We start from the raw sequence: 23,640 nt of genomic DNA on the forward strand, positions 1-23,640 counted from the left end.
GCAGGGTATGTCTGATTGTCTAGGCCTTGCCTAGTCCGATGCGCTGCATGAGACCCTTGAACCGCGCATCGCCGCGAAGGGGATCGAAGGCGGGGCGGAGCAGGATCGAGGGATTGAAGCGGGCGTCGTAGGCCTTGTCGAGCCAGTCGAGCGCGGCGTCGCGATCGCCGAGACCGACATAGATCAGGGCGATATTGGCCTGCGCCGACGGATAGAGGTCGCCGTGTGCGGCCATGTCGGCGGCGATCCTCGTGGCGTCGTCCTTGCGTCCTGAGAGGGCATAGGCATAAGCGAGGTTGGAATCGAATACACTGCTGTGGCCGGAGATCTCGATCGCGTCGCGGAATTCGGCGATGGCGTCATCGAAGCGGCCGAGCTGCACCAGGGCCTGACCGAGCTCGTAATGGCCCACGGCGAATCGGGGATCGAGCTCGAGCGTCTTGCGGCTCTGCGCAACCGCCGCGCCGAAATCGTGGACGATGCAGAGCGCATCGGCGATGTCGGCGCCGATGATGAGGGAGAGCGGATCGAGGCTTTGCGCCTGGCTGAACTGCTGCAGCGCCTCGGTCGTCTTACCCGCCAGCATCAGATGCCAGGCGTACCAATGATGCGCGGTGGCGTAGCTGGGGTTGAGGCGGATCGCGGCCTCGTATTCGGAGGCAGCGACGTCCCAGTCCCAGCCGTAGAGATCGAGCGCGAAGGCGAGCGAGGTGTGGGCTTCGCCGAGCGTACCGTCGAGCTCGAGCGCCCTGCTCGCCGCCGCCGTCGCCTTGGAGAACGCCTCCGTGGTCGAGAGCACGCCGTATTCCCAATCACCGGCCAGCGCATAGGCATCTGCAAGGCCGGAATGGGCCTCGGCGGAGTTGCGGTCGATCTCGATGGCCTGGCGGAAATATTTGATTGCCGCCCTGAGTCCGTCGCCGGTGCGCTTGTTCAGGAAGTAACGCCCCTTCAAATAATCTTCGTAAGCCAGAGGATCGATGCTGCGCGGCTTGTCGAAGGCGGCGCGCTCGCCATGGTTCAGCGTGGCGCGTACTTGCCCGGCCACGGCGCGGGCGACGCGGACCTGGAGCGTCAGCGCGTCGCGCACGTCGCCTTCGTAGGAGTCGGCCCAGACGCGGCTGTCATCGACGACGTGAATCAGCTGCGCCGTGATCCGGACGCGTCCGTTCGCGCGCATCACGCTGCCCTCGATCACACCGTCGACGTTGAGCTCGCGGGCGATGGCCGCGAGCGATTTGTGCACGCCTTTATATGTCATCGTCGAGGTGCGGGAGATCACCCTGAGCGTATCAACCTTGCCAAGCTCCGTGATCAGCTCGCCGGTCATGCCGTCGGCAAAAAAGTCCTGCGAGGGATATTCCGAGGTGTCGACGAGCGGCAGCACCGCGAGCGAATGGATCGTTCGCGCCTCCTGACGCCATGGATAGAGCCAGGCCGACAGCGCCACGGCGAGAAGCAGGATCAGACCGATCGAGGCGGCCAGACCCTGCCAGTGACCGACGACGGGACGTGCCGGCAGCGCGGCCTCTGACGCCGGAGCCGGAGCCGGCGAATCGGGTTCACGCGGCGTGCTTCCATCGACGGCGACCGTTACGTCGGCGAGAAAGCGATAGCCCCGGCGCGCCACCGTTTCGACGAAGCGAGGGCTTTCCGCGGAATCGCCGAGCGCCTCCCTGATCTTGCTCACGGCCTTGTTGAGCCCGTGATCGTAGTCGACCACTGTCTGCGGCCAGAGCAACGTGCGCAGCTCCTCGCGCGTCACCACCTCGCCCGGCCGCTCCAGGAGCGCCGCGAGCAATTGAAACGGCTGCTCCTGCAAACGCACCCGCCGGCCGTTCTTGACCAGCTCGCCACTGCGCGGATCGACCTCGAACACACCGAACCTGGTGCGTCTTACAGGCTGCGTCGCGGCGGGTCGGTCGATCAATTCCGGTTCGTGCAGCATGGACGACTCGTCGAAGCGTTGGGGAGGTGCGGCCGGAAGTCGATGATTTCACTCATCTTCCCGGGGGATTGCGATTCCAGAGAAAGATCACCTGCGGTCCATTGAGAGCGGCCGTAGTCGGAGCGAAGAGAGACGCGCACATCAACACGGGATCGCGCGAGGCTGACGATGCAGGACGGCGTCATTGCAAATCGAGACGGCATGCTGACGCTCGACTCGGCTTATAATTTTGCGCGGTTCTTAAGCGGCGACGCTGATGCCGCCGAGCACATCGTGCAGGCGGCTTTCCTGCGCGGCGATGGCGACTCGGGGCGACGAAGCCGGACGTCGATGTTGAGGGGCGTGCGGAATTGCTATCGGACATGGCTGACCACCCGGCGACGACGCGATCGGCAAAGTGATGTATTCGCACACAAGCGGTTACCTGATGCGCGTCCCCCTTCCGTCCTCCGAACGGACGACCGCGCCGACAAAATTTCGGCCCGCACTGACGTCGATGCGAGCGCGCTGCGTTGCGCCATCGAGACCCTGCCGCGTCGCCTGCGCGAGATCCTGGTGCTGCGCGAGATCGACAAGCTGTCCTACCGGGAGATCTCAGAGGTGACGTCGCTGCCGATGGGCGAGGTCATGTCGCGCCTCGCCTGCGCGCGACGCAGGCTTGCCAACCGGGTCAAGCAGCGATAAATAATACAATTATATCAATATCTTAAACGAAGTTCGTCGCAAGCAGACCGGCCGGCCGGTATGGCGCCTGCCATTCCAGCCAGCCCTCCCGATGCCCATATGAGGGGCAGACAAACGGCCCTGCCCGCATCGCACGATTAACTTGTCTGTCGCAGCTAGCCGCTACAATATGGTGGATTGCGTCGCCGGGCTCTGGTCCGGCAACGCGGTTGAGCCAGGCCCGTCCGAGCGGCGGGCCGTTGGCTTTTTAGGAGTTTGGCCATGAGCCGCGCGAACCGCACTGAGCATATCCGCCTCACCTCTCATCCGGAGCCGGGCAAGAAAGCCGCCTACCCGATTCACTGGGGCGCCACTGACGCGCGCGCCCGCGGTCCAATCATCGGCACGGTGTCGCGCGCCGGGGATCGCAACGTGATCGGCAGCCACGGCGGCTCCTACGCGATGTACCGCGCACTCGCCGTCTCCGCCGGCGCGCTCGATCCGATTCGCAGGCCAGATCTCACCAACACCTTCCCGGCCGCGACCATCGGACCGTTCGAGCAGTGGCGCGATCCCGCAAAGATCGTCGCGCTCGATCCCTGGGGCCATCTGGTCGCCGAGAATTTCGGCAAGGACATCGCCGAGGGCGTCGATATCCGTCCGAGCATCGCGATCACGCGCGCACGGCTCGACCTGCCCGAAATTCGCGAGGCACTGGCCGCCAAGCGCCTGCGCGCCGACGGCGAGGTCGTCCACGCCAATGGCAGTGTTTCCGTGGTGAAGATCGCGATCGATCCGGTCTGGTACCTGCCGGGCCTTGCCGAGCGCTTCAAGACCAACGAGACCGAGCTGCGCCGCACGCTGTTCGAGCAGACCGCCGGCATGTTCCCCGAGCTCGTGACCCGGCCGGACCTGAAAGTGTTTTTGCCACCGATCGGCGGCACCACCGTCTATATGTTCGGCGATGTGACAAAGCTGCCGGACCATCGCACCAAGATCACCTGCCGCGTGCATGACGAGTGCAACGGCTCGGACGTGTTCGGCTCCGACATCTGCACCTGCCGGCCCTATCTCATTCACGGCATCGAGGAATCCGCGCGCGGCGCGCAGGAAGGCGGGCTCGGGCTCGTCGTCTACAACCGCAAGGAAGGCCGCGCGCTCGGCGAGGTCACCAAATTCCTGGTCTACAATGCGCGCAAGCGCCAGGAGGACGGCGATGCCGCCGCCGCCTATTTCGAGCGTACCGAATGCGTCGCGGGTGTCCAGGACGCGCGCTTTCAGCAATTGATGCCCGACACCATCCACTGGCTGGGCCTGAAGCGCATCGACCGCTTCCTGTCGATGAGCGACATGAAGTACGACGCGCTGACCTCACAGGGCATCGACATCGTCGAACGCGTGCCGATCCCGCCCGAGCTGATCCCGGCCGACGCCTATGTCGAGATCGCCGCGAAGAAGGCGGCCGGCTATTACTCGACGGACATCGCGCCCGAGAAGGACGTCGACGGCGTGGTCGGGCGTTCGCTGGAAAAATACTGATCGATTGATGGCGCACGCTTTGGAACACGAGGCACGCGCGCTGCTCACCGCAAAGGCGGTTCGCGCGCGCGCCGGGCAAATGCTCGACATCGGCCTGCACAACGGGCTCACGCATTTCACCATCGATCTCGATCGGATGGACGGCGTCGCGGAGGCCGTGCTGGCTGTCACGCGAAAAGCCTATCCGACGCTCGATATTCCCTTCCACGCGCGGTGGCGGCACTTTGTGTTCGGCGGCATCGACCGTTGGGCGCAATTGGCCGACGCGGCGTCATGGCCTGATCGTGCGGCACGGGCGCGTGCGGAATTCGACCTTGCCATCGTCAGCGTGCTGCTCGATGCCGGCGCAGGTGCCACGTGGCGCTATCGCGACGCCGCGACGGGACAAGCGATCGTCCGCTCCGAAGGGCTCGCGATCGCAAGCCTCGATATGTTTGCCGGCGGGCTCTTCTCCGCTGATGCGCGCGCGCCGTACAGGGTCGACGCGGACGTGCTCGCAAAGCTGCCGCTCTCAGCGCTGACGTCGGCCTTCCAGGCCAGCGACGCCAATCCGTTGCTCGGCCTCAAGGGGCGTACCGATCTGCTTCATCGCCTCGGCAAGCTGGTCGCGTCGCGCGCCGACATTTTCGGCCTGCACGACACGCCACGGCCGGGCGGCCTGTTCGATCACATCGCGGCGCACGCCGTAGGCGGCGCCATCCCGGCCCCCGCGATCCTGTCCGCGGTGCTGAACCAGCTCGGCCCGATCTGGCCGTCGCGGCTCGAACTCGCCGGCGTCCCGCTCGGCGATTGCTGGCGTCATCCAGCGATCAAGGCTGATGATGCGACCGTCGGCCTCGTGCCGCTGCACAAGCTGTCACAATGGCTGAGCTATTCGCTGATCGAGCCGCTCCAGCGCGCAGGCTTCGACGTCACCGATATCGACGGCCTCACCGGGCTTGCCGAATACCGCAATGGCGGCCTGTTCGTCGATCACGAGGTGCTGCGCCTGCGCGACGCCGCGGACGCCGAGCGTGCGCATGCGGTGGATTCGCTGCTCGTCGTCGAATGGCGCGCGCTGACCGTCGCGCTGCTGGATCGTGTTGCCGAACTGGTTCGCGCCAAGCTCGGCCGCACGCCAGAGTCGCTGCCGCTTGCCAGCATCCTGGAAGGCGGCACCTGGGCCGCGGGCCGCGCCATCGCGTTTTCACGTCGTCCCGATGGCTCGCCGCCGCTCAAGGTGATCAGCGACGGCACTGTTTTCTAAACTCTCTCCCCTTGTGGGAGAGGGTGCCTCGCGAAAGCGAGGCGGGTGAGGGGTTCTCTCCGCGGACCCATCTCTCGGTGAAATTCGCGGAGAGAACCCCTCATCCGGCGCGCTCAGGAGTGCAATTGCACTCCAAAGCGCGCCACCTTCTCCCACAAGGGGAGAAGGGAAGAAGCGAGAGCATCCGATCATGGAAGGCGTCACGATCGTCGATCACCCGCTGGTGCAGCACAAGCTGACACTGGTGCGCGACAAATCCATCTCGACAAAGTCGTTCCGCGAGCTGATCAAGGAGATCGGCATGCTCTTGTGCTACGAGGTGACGCGCGACCTACCGCTCACCGACACCGTGATCGAAACACCGCTGGCGACGATGCACTCGGCCAAGATCGCGGGCAAGAAGCTGGTGTTTGTGCCGATGCTGCGCGCGGGCACTACCTTCGTCGACGGCATGATGGATCTGGTGCCGACCGCGCGCGTCGCCCATATCGGCCTCTATCGCGAGCCCGAAAGTTTTGCCGCGGTCGAGTACTTCTTCAAGTCGCCGTCCGATCTCGGCGAGCGCCTCGCGATCGTGGTGACGCCCGTCGTCGCAACCGCCAACACGGCGGTGGCTGCAATCGACCGGCTGAAGGAGCGCGGCGCCAAGGACATTCGCCTCGCCTGCCTGATCGCCGCGCCGGAAGGGCTCGAGCGCCTGCGCGGCTTGCATCCGGACGTGCCGATCTGGACCGCGGCGGTGGACGAAGGCCTCGACGACAACGGCTTCATCCTGCCGGGCCTCGGCGATGCCGGCGACCGCGCCTACGGAACGCGATAGCCGCGAAGAAGGTGCGCTCCCTCTCCCGCTTGCGGGAGAGGGTTGGGGAGAGGGTGTCTCCGCAACGGGACAAACCCCAAGAGGAAAGAACCCTCACCCGCCACGCGCGGGACGATGCTTCGCATCGCCCGGGGCGTGTCGGCCTCTCCCGCAAGCGGGAGAGGCTGAACCGAACCCGCGGCCAATAGATTCGACTTACAGCTGCAGCCTTCAAATCTTCCCGCTGCCGCAGACACCCTTCAGCGCCTGCCATTCGGTGTACGTCAACAGCGGCGGGCCGGAGGCGGGACGGTCTTCCTTCGTCATACGGGCGAGCCGGTCCTCGGTGAGCGGATGGCTTGCCAGGATCGTCGCGAAGCTCGAGCCACCCTCCTTGCCGGTGATGCGGAACATCAACTCAGCCGCAGGCTTCGGCGAGCGGCCGAGCGCATGCATGGTCTCGATCGCAAAGGTATCGGCGGCGGTTTCAGCCTCGCGCGAATAGGAGGCTTCGACCACGCTGCGCGAAGCGAAGATCACCGCGGACGAGCCGGTGACGTCGCCGAACAACAGGCCGATCAGGAACGAGGTGCCGCCGTTGTAGATCAGGCCGCGCATGTTGTCGTGATGCCTGAGGTGGCCGAGCTCGTGAGCGAGAATGCCGGCGAGTTCGTCCGGACTTTCTGCCTTGTCGAGCAGGCCACTCAGCACGAAGACCTTGCCGCCCGGCAGCGCGAACGCATTCGGCACCGAGGTTCGGAGCACGCCGGCGGTCATGGCATCGTCATCGAGGCCGGCGGCGTCGCGCAGGCGGTTGACGAGCTTGCCGAACGCCGCCTGACCGGCCGGGTCGTTGCAGGAGCCACCGCGGAAGATCGTTTTCACCTGCACCTCGGACGCATCGCCAATGCGCCGCTCGATCGGCTTCGGCACCAGCGGCGCGAGGCGATCGGCGGCCAACGGCACGCCGAACAGCACGACGCAGACGATGGAGACGGCCGCCGCAACCGACCAGCCGACAATCTTCGCAATGCCGCGGCGGGTGGTCTGATGCTCGTCGAGACGAAGACATCTTGCGACGAGATCGACCGAGAAAGCCGCATCGCGGATCTCGAGCCGCGCCAGTGGCGGCGCGGACCTCGCGGTGAGGCGCAGAATGCCGGCAGGACTGTCGGCCCGCCGAATTTCATCATAGGCCCAGCGCGTGACGGTGGGGCCAGCCTGCCCATCGCTCAGCTCGGCGATCTCGAGTGCGTCGCCGAGCGTCAGCACGACCTGCCGCCGGCGGCTCGACAGGCCATCGAAGAAGATCGCCGGCTGTCCGGGTTTCGTCCCGAGGTCGGGCTCGGCCGTCACATCACTCACATCTAGAATCCCGCGACATCGAGTCCATCGGCAAAGCCTTCGCCGAGCGCGCTGGCAAGCTCGCCACTGGCGCGGACGTCGGACGCTGCGCCAATATTATGCACTTCGACGGTTTCCAGCACCTTGGCCCAGAGATCGCGCTGGAGATAGACCCGCATGATGATGTTCATGGCGAGCGCCAGCGCGAAATAACCGATCACCATCATCACCAGCATCGGGATGCTCTTGGCTGCGTGGCCTGGCCCGAATACTTGCTCGGCCGGCACGCCACTCACCTTGACGACGAGCAAGGTGGCGCCGCCGATATAGAGGCCGAACAGGGTCGTGAGCAGCACCCACCAGCCGACCATCTTCCAGTAAAGGCCGTAGAAGGCATTGTGCGGCAGGTCCGAGGACAGGCTGACGTCGCCGATGCGGATGCCGTTCAACCACCAGCGCCATTCGCGCGCCTTGAACTCGGCATAGAAGAACGGCGCAAGCGGGATGATGATCATCGCGATCGGGCTCAGCAGCCACAGCCACCAGCCACGCTTGAAGAACTCCCAGCCGTTGCCTTCGAAGTCGCCTTGCAGATCGCCGAAATGCGTATGCTGCATCTTGTAGCGCTCCAGCGACGCCTCGCGCCATGGCAGCGCCAGGCCGAGCGTCAGGAACACCAGGAGGCCCCACAGCATCGCGCGGAACGAATAGGCCCAGCCCGAGCCGTCCATCCAGAACCTGACGCCGCGCCAGACCGTGCGCGTCAGCCGGTAACGCCGTGCGCGAAAGATCGCGAACTGGCCGAAGGCATAGAAGGAGATGAACAGCGGCATCGAGGCAAAGCCTTGCCAGCGCTCGAACTCGATGCCGACGAGGAAATAGGCGAGATAGATCGGCACCAGGATCGCGAGCGCGAACAGGAAGCCGACCAACAGCTCCTTGGCCCGGCCGGTATATTCAGCGGCATCGCCGTCGACCGCGGTGTTCGACCACAAATGGCGACGAATGTCGGTAACGAGCCAGAAGCGGTAGAAGCCGAAAGTGATAAGCTCCAGCATGGCCCCCTTGGTGACCATTTTGCGGAACTCGGTGCGGTTGCCGGTGAAGTCGACCCGCATCGGCGGCAGCGGCGGCGGGACCGGTTCGGAGCCCGCGGGGGCCCATTGCATGTCGTTCACGGCGGCAACCTCGGGATGCGGATAAGATCCGCTCAAACTATAGATCAGAGATTAGTCGATCCCCAAGATGGGCGGGTTCGATTTACCTCGGTTTCGAGCGAATTATCGCGTGATTTCATCGGCTGAGGCGTGCTTGAGATCACGTTGGTGAAGTCCCGCAGCCCGGATTTCGCTTTGCTCCATCCGGGCTGCGCACCTCGCTTGCGGCAAAACTGCCGCTTGCTCCGAAGCGCGTAACGCGTTGTAATTGCGCTTCAAATACCGCAGCGCAGAATTCAATGAGAACGCGCGGTTCATGCCAGGGAGAGCGGTCATGCACGGGACCATCGAGAGCGCCGCAAACATCGACGCACTGCGCGAGCGCGCTGCGTCACTGCCGCTGGCACAATATGATCCCGGCGATCCCGAATTGTTCAGGACCGATACGTTCTGGCCCTATTTCGATCGCCTGCGTCGCGAAGATCCCGTGCACTATTGCAAGGATTCGATGTTCGGGCCGTACTGGTCGGTGACACGCTACAACGACATCATGGAGATCGAGACCAATCATTCGGTGTTCTCCTCGGCCTCCTCGCTCGGCGGCATCACCATCCGCGACATCGATCCCGATTTGCGCCGCGAGAGCTTCATCGCGATGGACCCGCCGCGGCATGCCGCGCAGCGCAAGACCGTGGCCCCGATGTTCACGCCGACGCATCTGGACAATCTCGCGCTCAACATCCGCAAGCGCTCGGCCGAGTGCCTGGACAATCTGCCGCGCGGCGAAGTGTTCGACTGGGTCGACCAGGTTTCGATCGAGCTAACCACACAGATGCTCGCGGTGCTGTTCGACTTCCCCTGGGAGGACCGCCGCAAGCTGACGCGCTGGTCGGACATCGCGACCACCATCCCGGGTCCCGACGGCCTCGTCGCGACCGAAGACGAGCGTCAGGCCGAGCTTGCGGAATGCGCAGGCTATTTCGCGCGGCTGTGGAAGGAGCGCATCGCGCAGCCGCCGAAGAGCGACCTGCTTTCGATGATGGCCCATGGGGCCGCAACCCGCGACATGGATGCCAAGAACTTCCTCGGCAATCTCGTCCTTTTGATCGTCGGCGGCAACGACACCACCCGCAACACCATGTCGGGCTCGCTTCTCGCGCTGAGCCAGTATCCGGATCAGTACCGCAAGCTGCGCGAAAACCCCGCGCTGCTCGACAGCTTCGTGCCGGAGGTGATTCGCTGGCAGACGCCGCTGGCGCATATGCGCCGCACCGCGCTTGCCGATTTCGAGTTCCGCGGCAAGCACATCAAGAAAGGTGACAAGGTCGTGATGTGGTACGTCTCGGGCAACCGCGACGAGGAGGCGATCGAGAAGCCCTACGATTTCGTTATCGACCGCGCCCGCCCACGCACGCATCTGTCGTTCGGCTTCGGCATTCACCGCTGCGTCGGATTGCGGCTTGCCGAACTCCAGCTCAAGATTATCTGGGAGGAGATCCTGAAGCGGTTCGACCATATCGACGTGGTCGGCGAGCCGAAGCGGGTGTATTCGAGTTTCGTAAAGGGTCTTGAAACCTTACCGGTCAAGATTGCGGCGTAAAGCAACGCCCCACGGGAGCCACCACCATGAACATTCAAACGCCGGTCAGAGTGGACAAGGCCGAACGCATGCGCCGCGCCCGCGAGGAGGCTTATGCGACGCCGCTGGCGCAATTCCACCCGGGCGCTCCGAGGCTGTTCCAGGACGACACCTTGTGGCCGTGGTTCGAGCGGCTGCGCAAGGAAGAGCCGGTGCATTACTGCACCAATGCGCCGATCGAGCCGTACTGGTCGGTGGTGAAATACAACGACATCATGCATGTCGACACCAATCACGGCCTGTTCTCCTCGGACTCGACGCTCGGCGGCATCTCGATCCGCGACGTGCCGGAGGGCTACGACTGGCCAAGCTTCATCGCGATGGACCAGCCCAAGCATTCGTCGCAGCGTAAGACCGTGTCGCCGATGTTCACGCCGACACATCTGGACGAGCTCGCAAAGCTGATCCGCCAGCGCTCGCAGACCGTGCTCGACAATCTGCCGCGCAACGAGACCTTCAACTTCGTCGAACGCGTCTCGATCGAGTTGACGACGCAGATGCTGGCGACCCTGTTCGACTTCCCCTGGGAAGAGCGGCGCAAGCTGACGCGCTGGTCCGACGTCTCCACCGCGCTGCCGAAGAGCGGCATCGTCGAATCCGCCGAGCAGCGCCGCCGCGAGATGGACGAGTGCTACGCCTACATGTCGAAGCTGTGGAACGAGCGCGTCAACTCGGCGCCGCGCAACGATTTGCTGTCGCTGATGGCCCACAACGACGCGACGCGCTTCATGGATCCCGACAACCTGATGGGCAACATCATCCTGCTCATCGTCGGCGGCAACGACACCACGCGCAACACCATGACCGGCTCGGTGCTGGCGCTGAACGAGAACCCCGAGCAGTACGACAAGCTCCGCGCCAACCCAGGACTGATCGACACCATGGTGCCGGAGGTGATCCGCTGGCAGACGCCGCTCGCGCATATGCGGCGCACGGCGCTCCAGGATACCGAGATCGGCGGCAAGCACATCAGGAAGGGCGACCGCGTCGTGATGTGGTACGTCTCCGGCAACCGCGACGAGGAGATGATCGAGAAGCCGAACGAGTTCATCATCGACCGCGCCCGGCCCCGCACCCATCTTTCGTTCGGCTTCGGCATCCACCGCTGCGTCGGCATGCGGCTTGCCGAATTGCAGCTCCGGATCGTCTGGGAGGAGATGCTGAAGCGCTTCGACCGGATCGAGGTCGTCGGCGAACCGAAGCGGATCTATTCGAGCTTCATCAAGGGATATGAGTCGCTGCCGGTGCGGATACCGGGGTAGCCCATTTCAGGCGAGGTCCACTTCTGGGATAGCTCCTAGGCAACTGCCTCGTGGCAAGCCGCCTCGTCAATCTCCGCTGTCATGCCCCGCCTTGTGCGCAATTGCGCACTGGGGCGGGCATCCAGTACGCCGCAGTCTCTCGGTTCCAGCCGCGCCGCCTCTGGAATACTGGATCGCCCGCATAAGGCGGGCGATGACAGCGGCGTATGGGGCAGCCAGCTATAGAATTTCGGCATGACAGCTCGCGCCAGATGCGAAGACAACGCGGCGCCTGACTGTTCTACGACAGCAGCGCATCTAACTCAATTTGATGTCCCACACGCCTTCCTTGCGGCAGGCGGCGACCTCCTCGCGCAACAGCGCGGTGACGGCCAGCGAGGCCGTCGAGGCCGGGCGGTCGATCGGAGAGGCGAAAATGAGCTCGCGCGTCATAGGCTTGGAGACGGCAGCGGTTTCCAGCCGCCCGTCCGCGACCTCGCCGTGCACCGATGACGGCGGCAACAACGCGAAGCCGAGCCCTTCCTCGACCAGGCTCGTCAACACGCGAAACGAATCCGCCTCCAGCTGGACGTTGAGCTTGATCTTGCGCTGGGCGGCGGCGTGCTCGATCAGCGCACGGAGACCGTGCGAATGACTGGGCAGCACCAGCCGCTGCCGCAGCAGCCAGCCGACATCGATGCTCCTCTTGCGCGCGAGCCCGCAGCCGCGCGGGCCGACCGCGACGATGTTGTCGCGACCGAGGCTCTCGACGTTGAGATGCAGATCGGCCGAGCGGCCGTAGAGGATAGCAAGGTCCATCTCGCCGCGATGCAGCCATTCGACGAGATGGCCGCTGTAGCTTTCGACAATGCGCAGCGAGATGCCGGGAAACTTTTCGACGCAGCGCCGCGCAAAGCGCGCCGACAACACGCAGCTCACGGTCGGAACCAGGCCGAGCACGACCTGGCCGGACGGCGGTCCCTTGGCCGACTGGATGTCGTCGCGGATCTGGTCGATCTGCCGCACGATGCCGGAGGTGCGCGCCAGCAGAAGCCGGCCCGCTTCGGTCAGCACCATGCCGCGGCCGTTGCGCGTGAACAGTTCCGTGCGCAGCTCGTGCTCCAGCAGCTTGATCTGCCGGGACAGTGCCGGCTGCGCTACGCGCAAGGTGTCGGACGCCTTGCTCAGGCTGCCGAGCTCCGCCACGCAACTGAAGGTCCTGAGCTGCCGGAAATCCATGCTTGCCAATCCTGGAAGGCTACTCCATACGCTATAGCAAATGAGCATAGGGGGCTGGCGATGTTTTCACAACGCCAGAGGATTGGCCGGCGTTATCCTAACTGCAGCCAGATACGAGAAACGCCATGAGTGAAGACCACCACAGTGAAGATCACGCCGACATCCGCGAAGCCGTCGCAAAACTCTGCGCGCAGTTTCCCGGCGAATATTGGCGCAAGCTCGATCGCGAGATGGCCTACCCGAAGGCCTTCGTCGACGCGCTGACGCAGGCGGGCTATCTCTCGGTGCTGATCCCCGAGGAATATGGCGGAGCGGGCCTGAAGCTCTCGGCCGCAGCCGCGATCTTGGAGGAGATCCAGCGCGCGGGCTGCAACGGCGGCGGCTGCCATGCCCAGATGTACACGATGGGCACCGTGCTGCGACACGGCAGTGCTGAGCAGAAGGCAAAATACCTGCCGAAGATCGCGAGCGGCGAATTGCGGCTGCAGGCGTTCGGCGTCACCGAGCCGACCAGCGGCACAGACACCTCCTCGCTGAAGACCTTTGCGCGCAAGGAAGGCAACGACGGCTACATCGTCAACGGCCAGAAGATCTGGACCAGCCGCGCCGAACATTCCGATTTGATGGTGCTTCTGGCGCGCACCACGCCGAAGGAGCAGGCCAAGAAGCGCACCGATGGTCTCTCCGTGTTCATCGTCGACATGCGCGAGGCCAAGAACAACGGCCTCGAGATCCGCCCGATCCGCACCATGATGAACCATGCCACCACCGAAGTGTTCTTTACCGACATGAAGGTGCCGGCGGAGAATCTGATCGGCGAGGAAGGCAAGGGTTTTCGCTACATCCTCTCCGGCATGAACGCCGAGCGCATCCTGATCGCCGCCGAATGCATCGGCGACGCCAAATGGTTCATCGCCAAGGCGACCAACTACGCCAAGGAGCGCAGCGTTTTCGGCCGGCCGATCGGCCAAAATCAGGGCATTCAGTTCCCGATCGCCAAGGCCTACGCCTCGATGCGCGCCGCCGAGCTGATGGTGAAGGAAGCGACGCGCAAGTACGAGGCCGGCCTCGACTGCGGCGCGGAGGCCAACATGGCCAAGATGCTGGCGGCCGATGCGTCCTGGGAAGCGGCGAACGCCTGCATCCAGACCCATGGCGGCTTCGGCTTCGCCGAGGAGTACGACGTCGAGCGCAAGTTCCGCGAGACGCGGCTGTATCAAGTCGCGCCGATCTCGACCAACCTCGTGCTCTCCTTCGTCGCCGAGCATGTGCTCGGCATGCCCCGCTCATACTGAGGCAGATATCATGGGAGCACTTGACGGGATCAGGGTGATTGCGGTCGAGCAGGCGGTGGCGGCGCCGTTCTGCTCGTCGCGGCTGGCGGACGCCGGCGCGGAAGTCATCAAGATCGAGCGGCCCGAGGGCGATTTCGCGCGTGGCTATGACGCGGCGGCCAAGGGTCAGAGCAGCTACTTTGTCTGGCTCAACCGCGGCAAGCAATCCGCCGTCGTCGACCTCGCCACCAAGGAGGGGCGCGCGGAGCTGGAAAGACTGATCGCGAGCGCCGACGTGCTGGTGCAGAACCTCAAGCCGGGCTCGATGGACAAGCTCGGTTTTTCGCGCGAGCGGCTGCTGAAGGATTACCCAAAGCTGATCTCGTGCACGATCACCGGCTATGGCGACGAAGGCCCCTACGCGCATCGCAAGGCCTATGATCTGCTGATCCAGGCCGAGAGCGGCCTCGCCTCGATTACCGGCAATCCCGACGGCGCCTCGCGCGTCGGCATGTCGATCGTCGATGTGGCGACCGGCGCCACCGCGCATGCGGCGATCCTGGAGGCGCTGATCGCGCGCGGGCGCACCGGCAAGGGTGCCGACATCCGCATCTCCATGTTCGACGTGATGGCGGACTGGTGCACCGTGCCGCTGCTCAACGCCGAGGCCGGCAATCCGCCGAAACGGATGGGGCTGCGTCATCCCTCGATCGCGCCCTATGGCGTATTCACCTCGAAGGACGGCAAGGATATCCTGATCTCGATCCAAAGCGAGCGCGAGTGGAAGACGCTCTGCGCCGAGGTGCTGGACCGGCCCGATCTACCGGCCGATCCCCGCGTTGCCAACATGGTGGAGCGCGTGCGCAATCGCGATTTCACCGACAAGACGGTGGCGGATATTTTCGGCAGGATGACGCGCGACGAGCTGCTGAAGCGGCTGTCGGATGCCGATATCGCCTTCGCCGAGGTCAACACCATGAGCGACCTCACCAACCATCCGCACCTGCGCCGCATCGAGGTGGATACGCCGAACGGCCGCGTCAGCTATCCGGCGCCGGCGCCGATCATCGTCGGCGAGACCCGCAGCTATGGGGCCGTCCCGGCCATCGGCCAAAATCCGAAGAAGTAAGAAGAGCGAGGCGCCATGACCGGAAAGCTCGACATCGATCATCTGCGGCAATGGATCGGCCGCAGCGAAGAGGCGACCGACATCGTCACCGCACAGCTCGTCAAGGGCCTGCGCGCGACGCTGTTCCAGGAGGTCGGCACGCCCCGGGCGGGGGACGCTGCGCCGTTCACGGTGCATTGGTGCCTGGCGCAGCCGGTGTTTTCGATGTCGATGCTTGGGCCCGACGGCCACCCCACCCGCGGCGGCTTTCTGCCGCCGGTGCCGCTGCCGCGCCGGATGTGGGCCGGCGGCGAGATCGAGTTCTTGCAGCCTTTGCGCGTCGGTGACGAATCGACGCGGACGTCGCGCATTGCCGATGTGCAGGTAAAGACGGGCTCGACCGGCACGCTGTGCTTCGTCTCGGTCGAGCACAGCATCTCCTCGCCGCGCGGTGTTGCCGTCCGCGAGCGGCAGGACATCGTCTACCGCGAGATGACGAGCAGCGCGCCGGCTGGCGGCAAGGCCCCGCCTCCGCCGCCGAAGGCACAGCACCGCGAAACCCATGTCTCAGATTCCGTGCTGCTGTTTCGCTACTCCGCGCTGACCTTCAACGGCCACCGCATCCATTACGACCGCGATTACGTCACCAAGGTCGAGGGTTATCCGGGCCTGATCTTCCACGGCCCGCTGCAGGCGGCGCTCATCATCGAGATGGCGGCCAAACTGCGCGACGGCAAGGCGCCGAAGAAGTTCATCTATCGCGGCGTGCAGCCGCTGTTCGAGGGCAGCGAGTTTTCCATCAACGCCAATGAGACCGCTGATGGCATAGAGCTGTGGACCGCGAATGCGGAAGGACAGCCGACGATGAAGGGGACGGCGGTGTGGTAATCTCGTCATTCCGGGGCGGTCCGCAGGACCGAACTCTGGTGCGCAATTGCGCACCAGAGAATCTCGAGATTCCGGGCTCGATGCTTCGCATCGCCCCGGAATGACGCCATAGTAATGAGCACCCAGGGGACGGAAACCAATGGCCAAGAACGGCAAGACCGGCAGCAAGTCCGTCACCGTCAAGCAGGCGACGCTCGACCTTCTGCGCGCCTTCGGCATCGACAGGGTATTCGGCAATCCCGGCTCGACCGAGCTTCCGTTCCTGAGCGACTGGCCCGGCGACATCGACTACGTGCTGGCGCTGCAGGAAGCCTCCGCCGTCGGCATGGCCGACGGTTATGCGCAGGCGACGCGCAATGCCGGCTTCGTCAATCTGCATTCGGCAGCCGGCGTCGGCAATGCGCTCGGCAACATCTACACCGCACATCGCAACCAGACCCCGCTGGTGATCACCGCGGGCCAGCAGGCGCGCTCGATCCTGCCGCTGCAGGCATTCCTTTATGCCGAGCGCGCGTCGGAGTTTCCGCGGCCCTACGTGAAGTACAGCGTCGAGCCGGCCCGCCCTGAGGATGTGCCGGCGGCAATCGCGCGGGCCTATTACACCGCGATGCAGCCGCCGTGCGGGCCGACCTTCGTGTCGATTCCGATCGACGACTGGGCTCATGCCTGCGCGCCGGTCGAGGCGCGCAAGGTCAGCCGCGAGATCGGCCCCGAGCCTGACGCGATGAAGGCGCTGGTTGCCGCCCTCGGCTCGGCAAAGCACCCTGCCCTCGTCGTCGGCCCCGGAATTGATCGCGCCGGCGCTGTGGACCTGATGGTGCGCGTGGCCGAAAAGGCCAAGGCGAGTGTCTGGGTCAGCCCGTTCTCGGCGCGCTGCTCGTTCCCCGAGCGGCATCCGCAATTCGCAGGGTTCCTGCATGCCTCGCCGGCACAGCTCTCCGACGCGCTGCGTGAGCACGACCTCATCGTCGTCATCGGCGCGCCCGTGTTCACCTTCCACGTCGAAGGCCATGCCGCCATCTTCGACGGCGGCGCGACGATCTTCCAGATCACCGACGATGCGGATGCCGCCGCGGTGACGCCGGTCGGCACCAGCATCATCGCGACCATGAAGCCCGCCTTGAGCCTGCTGCTCGACATGCTCCCGGAGAGCAGGCGCGCCGCGCCAAAGGGCCGCACGCTGCCCCCCGCACCGCAAACGGCCGATCCACTGCCGGTCGAATTCCTGCTGCATTCGCTGTCGCAGGCGATGCCGGATGGCTCCTCGCTGGTCGAGGAAGTGCCCTCGCACCGGCCGGCGATGCAAGAATTCCTGCCGATGCGCGGCCAAGACAGTTTCTACACCATGGCGAGCGGCGGCCTCGGCTACTCGCTACCGGCTGCCGTCGGCATGGCGCTCGGCAAGCCGAACAGCCGCACCGTGTGCCTGATCGGCGACGGCTCGGCGATGTATTCGATCCAGGCACTATGGACCGCCGCACAGCGCAAGCTGCCGCTGACCATCGTCGTCATCAACAATTCCGGCTACGGCGCGATGCGCTCGTTCAGCCAGGTGATGCAGGTGCGCAACGTGCCGGGGCTGGAGCTTCCGGGGATCGATTTCGTGCGGCTGGCCGAAGGCATGGGATGTCATGCCGTGCGGGTGAGCAAGGCGGCGGACCTGGGCGAGGCGCTGAAGCGCGGGATGACGTTCGAGGGGACAAGCCTGGTGGAGGTCGTCGTGGATTCGGCGGTGCCGGTGCTGTACGGGCAGAAGCATTAGGGACGCTACGCCAATCCACATCGTCGTCCTGGCGAAGGCCGGGACGACAGCGAGTGCTTGACATGAGCGGCGCCAAATCACGCCGCCAGAAATCCCCCGTCCGCCGCCAGCACGTGGCCTACCACATACGACGATGCGTCCGACGATAGCCAAACGACGGCTTCCGCCACCTCTTCCGGCGTGCCCATGCGCCGCAGCGGCAGGCCGGCGCCCACGGTTGCGACATCGCCGACGCCGGCGCTCAGCATCATATCGGTGACGACGCGGCCCGGCGCGATGGCGTTGATGCGGATACCGCGCGGAGCATTCTCCATCGCCGCCGAGCGCGTCAGCGAGATCGCGGCGGCCTTCGAAGCCGAATACAGCGAGAAACCGGGATTGGGATTGCGCACGCCGCTGACGGAGGCGTTGACCACGATGCTGCCGCGTCCCTGCGCCAGCATTGCCGGCAATTGATGGCGGAGGCACAAAAACAGCGCACGGACATTGGTGTCGAACACGCTGTCGTAGATGTCGGTGCCCTGCTGTTCCAGCGGTGCGCGGCGCTCCTGGAAGCCGGCGTTGTTGAAGGCGACGTCGAGCCGGCCGCAACGCTCGACGGCGGCGCGCACCAGACGTTCGACGTCGTCCTCGTGCGTAATGTCGGTCTTGACCGCGATCGCGGTCGCACCGATCTCGCGGCAGGCAGCCGCGGCGGTTTCGATCTCGGCCTCGCGGCGGCCGGCAACAATCACCGCCTCGGCGCCCTCGGCCGCCATCCGCAGCGCGGTCGCGCGGCCGATACCGCTGCCGCCGCCCGTGACGAGGCAGACCTTGCCTCTCATCCGCATCCCGGTTGGCAAGGCTCCGCTCATGGCCGACTCCAAAACGCTTGCGTGCGCCGTTGCACGCATATAGTTGTATGGTACAACTATATGCCGGGAGTCAAGATGTGACCGAACGCGCGCTGATCGACGACATCCGCGCCGCCTCGCGGCTGATGGTTCGCGAGCTTGGCTTCATGGATTCGACGGTGGCTGCATCGGACTATCCGCCGTCGGCGGTGCATACGATTCTGGAGATCGGCATCCGCGGCCCGCTGACGTCAGGCGAGCTCGGCAATTTCTTGCGGCTGGAGAAATCCAGCGTCAGCCGCCTGGTGCGCAAGCTGATCGATTGCGGCGAGCTCAGGGAAACGCCGGATGAGCTTGATGCCCGCAGCAAGCTGCTGTCGCTGACGGCGAAGGGCCGGCGCACGCTGGAAGCGTTGCACGCATACGGCCGGCAGCAGGTGCGCGGCGCGCTTGCGACGCTGACCGAGGCAGAGCAGCAGACGGTGCGCGAGGGGATGATGCTTTATGCGCGGGCGCTCACGCAGAGCCGGGTGGAGGATGGGGCGGAGACCGCGTAGCCACCAGCGTCGTCCCGGCGAAGGCCGAGGCGACGGCAAGCGTTTGGCGCAAGCGGTGCGTCAAAGACACCCTCCCCTACTTCCCGAACTCCTCCCGCATCTTGGCCTGGATCTTGGCCATGCCGCCAATCCAGCGGTCGTAATTCTCGGTCTTCTTGCGCATATAGCCGAGCACCTGGGGGTGCGGCAGGATCAGGAAGCTCTCCTGCTCGAGGCCGGCGAGCACGTCCTTCGCGACCTGCTCGGGCGTGAGATCACCATCGCCCGATTGCGGACCCTTGGGGATCGAGCGCAGCATATTGGTGTCGACGCCCTGCGGGCAGAGGATCGAGACCTTGATGTTGTCAACCTTGTGCGAGATCGCGAGATTTTCGGCAAAGCCCACCGCCGCATGCTTGGTGGTGGAATAAGCGGGGCTGCCGACCTGCGACAGCAGGCCTGCGGCCGAGATGGTGTTGAGGAAATAGCCGCCGCCGCGCGCCTTCATGCGGGGAACGAGATGCCGCGCCGCGTAGACATGCGCCATGACGTGGATCGCCCAGCTGCGCTGCCAGGGCTCGTCGGAGGCGCCGCCGGCATTCACCGACATCGGGTCGAAGCCGCCACCGATGCCGGCATTGGAGCAGAACAGACCGATCGGCCCAAACTGCCGCTCGGTCTCCTCGACAACGTGCGAAATTTCCTTTTCCTGCGCGACGTCGCATTTGAAGGCCGCGCCGTCCACCGTCGCCGCGACCGCCCTTGCGTTGGCGGCGTCCATGTCCGCGACCACGACCTTGGCGGCTCCCGCCTTGTGAAAGGCCTCGCACAGCGCCTTGCCGATGCCGTTTGCGCCGCCCGTGACGACCACGACCTTGCCGGTCACCTGCATGCGACGTCTCCTCTTGTCTTATGCCGCGCGCAGCTTATACCGCTGCGCGGAACCCGCTCAGCTCAACACGAGGTCGAGCACCGCTGTATAATGGCATGCCGCGCCGGCCAAGACAAAGCCGTGCCAGATCGCATTCTGGAAGCGCAGCCGCCGCCAGGCGTGAAAGATCACGCCAAAGCTGTAGAGCAAGCCGCCCGCAAGGATGAAGCCCAGCACCAGCGCCGGCAGCGCCCTGACCACGGCATCGTAGAGCATCACGCCGCTCCAGCCCATCGCGAGGTAGATGCCGACCGAGACGCGATCAAACCGGCCGGGGCAGCAAAGTTTCAACACGATGCCGAGGATCGCCACGCACCAGACGCCGGCGAGGAGCACCATCGCGAACACGCTGTCCCTCACCTCCAGGATGAACGGCGTGTAGGTCGCGGCGATCAGCAGGTAGATCGCGGAATGGTCGAAGCGGCGCAACAGCCATTTGGCCGGCGAGACCGGCCAGAGATTGTAGGTCGCCGACAGCACCAGCATCGACAGCAGCCCGGCGACGTAGATCGAGACGCCGACGACATTGGTCGTATCAGCATAGATCGCCGTCAGCACCACCAGCACGGTCGCGGCGACGATGCCGGCGAGCACGCCGACCGCATGGATGATCCCATCGGCGATCAGCTCGGCGCGATCATAGTGCCAGCCGACCACATCGGCCGCGGCATGAACGGAATTGGAGGCGAGCTGTTTCAGTTGGAAGACGGTCATGGCAATCCGCAAAGGCTGAGGCAATGCCCTCTTGTATGGGTCTTTCGGGACCGGCGCGTCGTTCAATCGGCTGATTTGCCGGAAAAGGCGGTGGAAGTATGAAGCTTGATTTTCCTCACGCAATTGCCACTTTTGTGAACGGCTTCACCGTTCCGCCCGCCCCGAGATCAATCACGTTCATATGGCATTCAGCTTTCAGGATATCGTCGAGGAGGCGCGGCTTTCGGCACGGGCGCTGATCGACTATGGCGAGCACTTCTTCAATCCGACCGTGCGGCTTGGCGTCACCGGCCTGTCGCGGGCCGGTAAGACCGTATTCATCACCGCGCTGATCCACGGTCTGACACGCGGCGGCCGGTTTCCGGTGTTCGAGGCCTATGCCTCCGGCCGGATCGCGCGAGCGCATCTGGCGCCGCAGCCGGACGATGCCGTGCCGCGCTTCTCCTATGAAAGCCATCTGCGCGCGCTGATCGAGGAGCGGCGCTGGCCGAGCTCGACGGTCGATATCAGCGAGCTGCGCCTCGTCATCGACTATCAGCGCCCGAACGGTGCCGACCGCACCCTCACGCTCGACATCGTCGACTATCCCGGTGAATGGCTGCTCGACCTGCCGCTGCTCCAGAAGAGTTTTGAGCAATGGTCGGCCGAGAGCCTGGCGCTATCGCGCGAAACGCCGCGCGCGCATCTGGCCGCGGACTGGCACGCGCATCTCGCCACGCTCAAGCCCGAGGCACGCGAGGACGAGCAGGCAACGCTGACAGCCGCAAGGCTGTTCACCAGCTATTTGCGCGCCTGCCGTGACGAACGGTTTGCCATGAGCCTCCTGCCGCCCGGCCGCTTCCTGATGCCCGGCAGTCTCGCCGACACGCCGGCACTGACCTTCGCCCCGCTCGACGTGCCTATAGGCGCACAAGCGCCCGAGGGATCGCTGTGGGCGATGATGCTGCGCCGCTTTGAGGCCTACAAGGACGTCGTGGTAAGGCCGTTCTTCCGGGATCATTTTGCCCGGCTCGATCGCCAGATCGTGCTGGCCGATGCGCTCTCCGCATTCAATTCGGGCCCCGAAGCACTGCACGATCTCGAAGCCGCGCTCGCCGGCATTCTCGATTGCTTCCGCATCGGCCGCAGCACACTCCTTTCCAGCCTGTTCAGGCCGCGCATCGATCGCATTCTGTTCGCGGCGACGAAAGCCGACCATCTGCATCATTCCAACCACGACCGGCTCGAGGCCGTGCTGCGCCGCGCGGTCACCCGTGCCATGAGGCGCGCGGAAGATACCGGTGCGGAGATCGACGTCGTCGCGCTCGCCGCCGTCCGCGCCACGCGCGAGGCACAGGTCGCGCATGGCCGCGACAAATTACCATCGATCCTAGGCACGCCGGCCGCGGGCGAAAGCGCCAACGGCGAGTTCTTTGACGGCAACACGGAGGTCGCGACGTTTCCCGGCGACCTGCCGCTCGATCCCGAACCGCTGTTCAACGGCAAGGATGCGTTCCGCGGATTGTCGACACAAGCCGCAGAGAAGAGCGACTTCCGCTTCCTGCGTTTCCGTCCGCCCAAGCTCGAACGCGAAGGGACGAACGAGCCGGCGCTGCCTCACATCCGCCTCGACCGAGCCTTGCAGTTCCTGATCGGAGACAAGCTCGCATGAACGACCGATCGAAGCCACGGCGGCCGGCGACATTCCGGCTCGACGATCCCGGTGTCGTCGTCAGCGACGCCGACGAGACCAGCCGGCTCGGCCGCACCACCATTCAGATCACGCCGGAGCCAGATCCGGCGACGTTGCCGGTACCGATTGAAGCCGCGCTTCCGGCACGGCGAGGGTTTCCGTGGGGCGCACTGTTCTGGTCCGGCGTCGCCGGCCTGACGCTGCTCGGCACCGGGCTCGGCGTGGTCCGCCTGATCGAAGACCTGTTCGCGCGCAGCGAGAGCCTCGGCTTCGTCGGGCTTGCGCTTGCCCTCGTCACCACGCTTGCGCTCGCGGTGGTGATCGGACGCGAGGCGTTCGGCCTCGCACGCCTTGCCACGATCGAGAAGCTGCATCGGCGTGCCGCCGAGGTGCTGGCCAGCGACGATCGCAAGGAGAGCCGCGCCATCGTGCAGGATCTGGTCGCCATCGCGCACCAGAACCCGCAGCTCGCGCGCGCCCGCGCCGCGCTGGAAAGCCACGCCGGCGAGATCATCGACGGCGCCGACATGATCCGCCTTGCCGAGCGCGAATTGATGTCACCGCTGGATGCGGAAGCGCGGCGGCTGGTGTCGTCGGCCGCGCAGCGGGTCTCGATCGTCACGGCGGTGTCGCCCCGCGCGCTGTTCGACGTGCTGTTCGTGTTCGTGGCCTCGCTGCGCCTGATCCGCCAGCTTGCCCGGCTCTATGGTGGCCGGCCCGGCGCCCTCGGCATGATCCGCCTGCTCCGCCACGTCATCGCCCATCTTGCCATCACCGGCGGCCTCGCCGCGAGCGACAGTCTGGTGCAACAGATGCTCGGGCACGGGATTGCGGCAAAGCTGTCGCAGCGGTTGGGCGAAGGCATGCTCAACGGGCTGTTGACGGCGCGGCTTGGCTTAGCGGCGATCGACGTCACGCGGCCACTGCCGTTCGCCGCCCTGCCGCCGCCGAAGCTGTCGGATCTCGCGACTGATCTGCTGCGGAGGAAAGAGGACGAGGAGTAGGGTTCCCTTCGCCTCTCCCCGCTTGCGGCAGGGGAATCGCATATGGATTTGCGGCCCCTATTGCGTTGTTTTGTAAGATGGATTCTGAGAACGACTCCCACAA

At 65.1% G+C, this 23,640-nt stretch carries 20 protein-coding genes; 13 read left to right on the forward strand and 7 right to left on the reverse strand.

Annotation, left to right across the window (positions count from 1 at the left end; all coding sequences use genetic code 11):
* Positions 1–19: 19 nt before the first annotated feature.
* A complete protein-coding gene (locus JQ587_RS35055) occupies positions 20–1,948 on the reverse strand; it encodes a winged helix-turn-helix domain-containing tetratricopeptide repeat protein (RefSeq protein ID WP_212428401.1) in 1,929 nt (642 codons plus the stop codon).
* A gap of 168 nt (positions 1,949–2,116) precedes the next feature.
* Here JQ587_RS35055 and JQ587_RS35060 point away from each other — a divergent pair, with 168 nt between their 5' ends.
* The 4 genes from JQ587_RS35060 to upp all read left to right on the forward strand — a co-directional run bounded on the left by JQ587_RS35060 (position 2,117) and on the right by upp (position 6,216).
* Positions 2,117–2,632: a sigma-70 family RNA polymerase sigma factor gene (locus JQ587_RS35060; RefSeq protein ID WP_212300049.1), complete on the forward strand. Its 516-nt coding sequence runs from the start codon at positions 2,117–2,119 to the stop codon at positions 2,630–2,632.
* 261 nt (positions 2,633–2,893) lie between these two features.
* Complete coding sequence (locus JQ587_RS35065; RefSeq protein WP_212300050.1) at positions 2,894–4,150, forward strand: GTP cyclohydrolase II; 1,257 nt, start codon at positions 2,894–2,896, stop codon at positions 4,148–4,150.
* Positions 4,151–4,157: 7 nt separating this feature from the next.
* Positions 4,158–5,396, forward strand: coding sequence for a URC4/urg3 family protein (locus JQ587_RS35070; RefSeq protein ID WP_212428402.1), 1,239 nt, complete (start codon positions 4,158–4,160; stop codon positions 5,394–5,396).
* A 190-nt stretch (positions 5,397–5,586) separates the two neighbouring features.
* Positions 5,587–6,216 carry a uracil phosphoribosyltransferase gene (gene upp / locus JQ587_RS35075; RefSeq protein WP_212300052.1) on the forward strand — a complete coding sequence of 210 codons (630 nt, stop codon included), beginning with the start codon at positions 5,587–5,589 and terminating at the stop codon, positions 6,214–6,216.
* Positions 6,217–6,426: 210 nt separating this feature from the next.
* On the opposite strand, the gene JQ587_RS35080 is transcribed toward upp, so the two are convergent.
* Positions 6,427–7,560 carry a M48 family metallopeptidase gene (locus tag JQ587_RS35080; RefSeq protein ID WP_212428403.1) on the reverse strand — a complete coding sequence of 378 codons (1,134 nt, stop codon included), beginning with the start codon at positions 7,558–7,560 and terminating at the stop codon, positions 6,427–6,429.
* A gap of 2 nt (positions 7,561–7,562) precedes the next feature.
* Positions 7,563–8,708, reverse strand: a complete 1,146-nt coding sequence (locus tag JQ587_RS35085) for a YjgN family protein (protein ID WP_212428413.1) — start codon at positions 8,706–8,708, stop codon at positions 7,563–7,565.
* A 322-nt stretch (positions 8,709–9,030) separates the two neighbouring features.
* Here JQ587_RS35085 and JQ587_RS35090 point away from each other — a divergent pair, with 322 nt between their 5' ends.
* Entirely contained in the window at positions 9,031–10,296 is a 1,266-nt protein-coding gene (locus JQ587_RS35090) for a cytochrome P450 (protein ID WP_212428404.1), read from the forward strand.
* 26 nt (positions 10,297–10,322) lie between these two features.
* A complete protein-coding gene (locus JQ587_RS35095) occupies positions 10,323–11,597 on the forward strand; it encodes a cytochrome P450 (RefSeq protein WP_212300055.1) in 1,275 nt (424 codons plus the stop codon).
* Between the two features lie 297 nt (positions 11,598–11,894).
* Here JQ587_RS35095 and JQ587_RS35100 read toward each other — a convergent pair whose 3' ends face one another.
* A complete protein-coding gene (locus tag JQ587_RS35100; RefSeq protein ID WP_212300056.1) occupies positions 11,895–12,815 on the reverse strand; it encodes a LysR family transcriptional regulator in 921 nt (306 codons plus the stop codon).
* A gap of 125 nt (positions 12,816–12,940) precedes the next feature.
* Between JQ587_RS35100 and JQ587_RS35105 the strand changes: the two genes are divergently transcribed.
* The 4 genes from JQ587_RS35105 (at position 12,941) to mdlC (ending at position 17,847) form a co-directional block, all read left to right on the forward strand.
* Positions 12,941–14,110 carry an acyl-CoA dehydrogenase family protein gene (locus JQ587_RS35105; RefSeq protein WP_212428405.1) on the forward strand — a complete coding sequence of 390 codons (1,170 nt, stop codon included), beginning with the start codon at positions 12,941–12,943 and terminating at the stop codon, positions 14,108–14,110.
* 10 nt (positions 14,111–14,120) lie between these two features.
* Positions 14,121–15,218, forward strand: coding sequence for a CaiB/BaiF CoA transferase family protein (locus JQ587_RS35110; RefSeq protein WP_212428406.1), 1,098 nt, complete (start codon positions 14,121–14,123; stop codon positions 15,216–15,218).
* A gap of 15 nt (positions 15,219–15,233) precedes the next feature.
* Positions 15,234–16,085, forward strand: coding sequence for an HTD2 family dehydratase (locus JQ587_RS35115; protein ID WP_212428407.1), 852 nt, complete (start codon positions 15,234–15,236; stop codon positions 16,083–16,085).
* A gap of 139 nt (positions 16,086–16,224) precedes the next feature.
* Positions 16,225–17,847 (forward strand): benzoylformate decarboxylase, encoded by a 1,623-nt coding sequence (gene mdlC / locus JQ587_RS35120; protein ID WP_212428408.1) that lies wholly within the window; start codon positions 16,225–16,227, stop codon positions 17,845–17,847.
* Between the two features lie 77 nt (positions 17,848–17,924).
* Here the strand turns inward: mdlC and JQ587_RS35125 are convergent, their stop codons facing one another.
* A complete protein-coding gene (locus JQ587_RS35125; protein ID WP_212428409.1) occupies positions 17,925–18,701 on the reverse strand; it encodes an SDR family NAD(P)-dependent oxidoreductase in 777 nt (258 codons plus the stop codon).
* Positions 18,702–18,778: 77 nt separating this feature from the next.
* Here JQ587_RS35125 and JQ587_RS35130 point away from each other — a divergent pair, with 77 nt between their 5' ends.
* On the forward strand, positions 18,779–19,237 hold the full coding sequence (locus JQ587_RS35130; protein WP_212300062.1) for a MarR family winged helix-turn-helix transcriptional regulator: 459 nt from the start codon (positions 18,779–18,781) through the stop codon (positions 19,235–19,237).
* A gap of 76 nt (positions 19,238–19,313) precedes the next feature.
* On the opposite strand, the gene JQ587_RS35135 is transcribed toward JQ587_RS35130, so the two are convergent.
* Positions 19,314–20,108 carry an SDR family oxidoreductase gene (locus tag JQ587_RS35135; protein WP_212300063.1) on the reverse strand — a complete coding sequence of 265 codons (795 nt, stop codon included), beginning with the start codon at positions 20,106–20,108 and terminating at the stop codon, positions 19,314–19,316.
* A 57-nt stretch (positions 20,109–20,165) separates the two neighbouring features.
* Positions 20,166–20,861, reverse strand: coding sequence for a PAQR family membrane homeostasis protein TrhA (gene trhA, locus JQ587_RS35140; RefSeq protein ID WP_212300064.1), 696 nt, complete (start codon positions 20,859–20,861; stop codon positions 20,166–20,168).
* Between the two features lie 181 nt (positions 20,862–21,042).
* Between trhA and JQ587_RS35145 the strand changes: the two genes are divergently transcribed.
* Positions 21,043–22,512 carry a YcjX family GTP-binding protein gene (locus JQ587_RS35145; protein ID WP_212428410.1) on the forward strand — a complete coding sequence of 490 codons (1,470 nt, stop codon included), beginning with the start codon at positions 21,043–21,045 and terminating at the stop codon, positions 22,510–22,512.
* Positions 22,509–23,537 carry a YcjF family protein gene (locus JQ587_RS35150; protein ID WP_212428411.1) on the forward strand — a complete coding sequence of 343 codons (1,029 nt, stop codon included), beginning with the start codon at positions 22,509–22,511 and terminating at the stop codon, positions 23,535–23,537. The genes JQ587_RS35145 and JQ587_RS35150 overlap by 4 nt, the downstream gene beginning before the upstream one ends.
* Positions 23,538–23,640: the final 103 nt, after the last annotated feature.

This window comes from Bradyrhizobium manausense, assembly GCF_018130615.1.
GTDB lineage: Bacteria > Pseudomonadota > Alphaproteobacteria > Rhizobiales > Xanthobacteraceae > Bradyrhizobium > Bradyrhizobium manausense_A.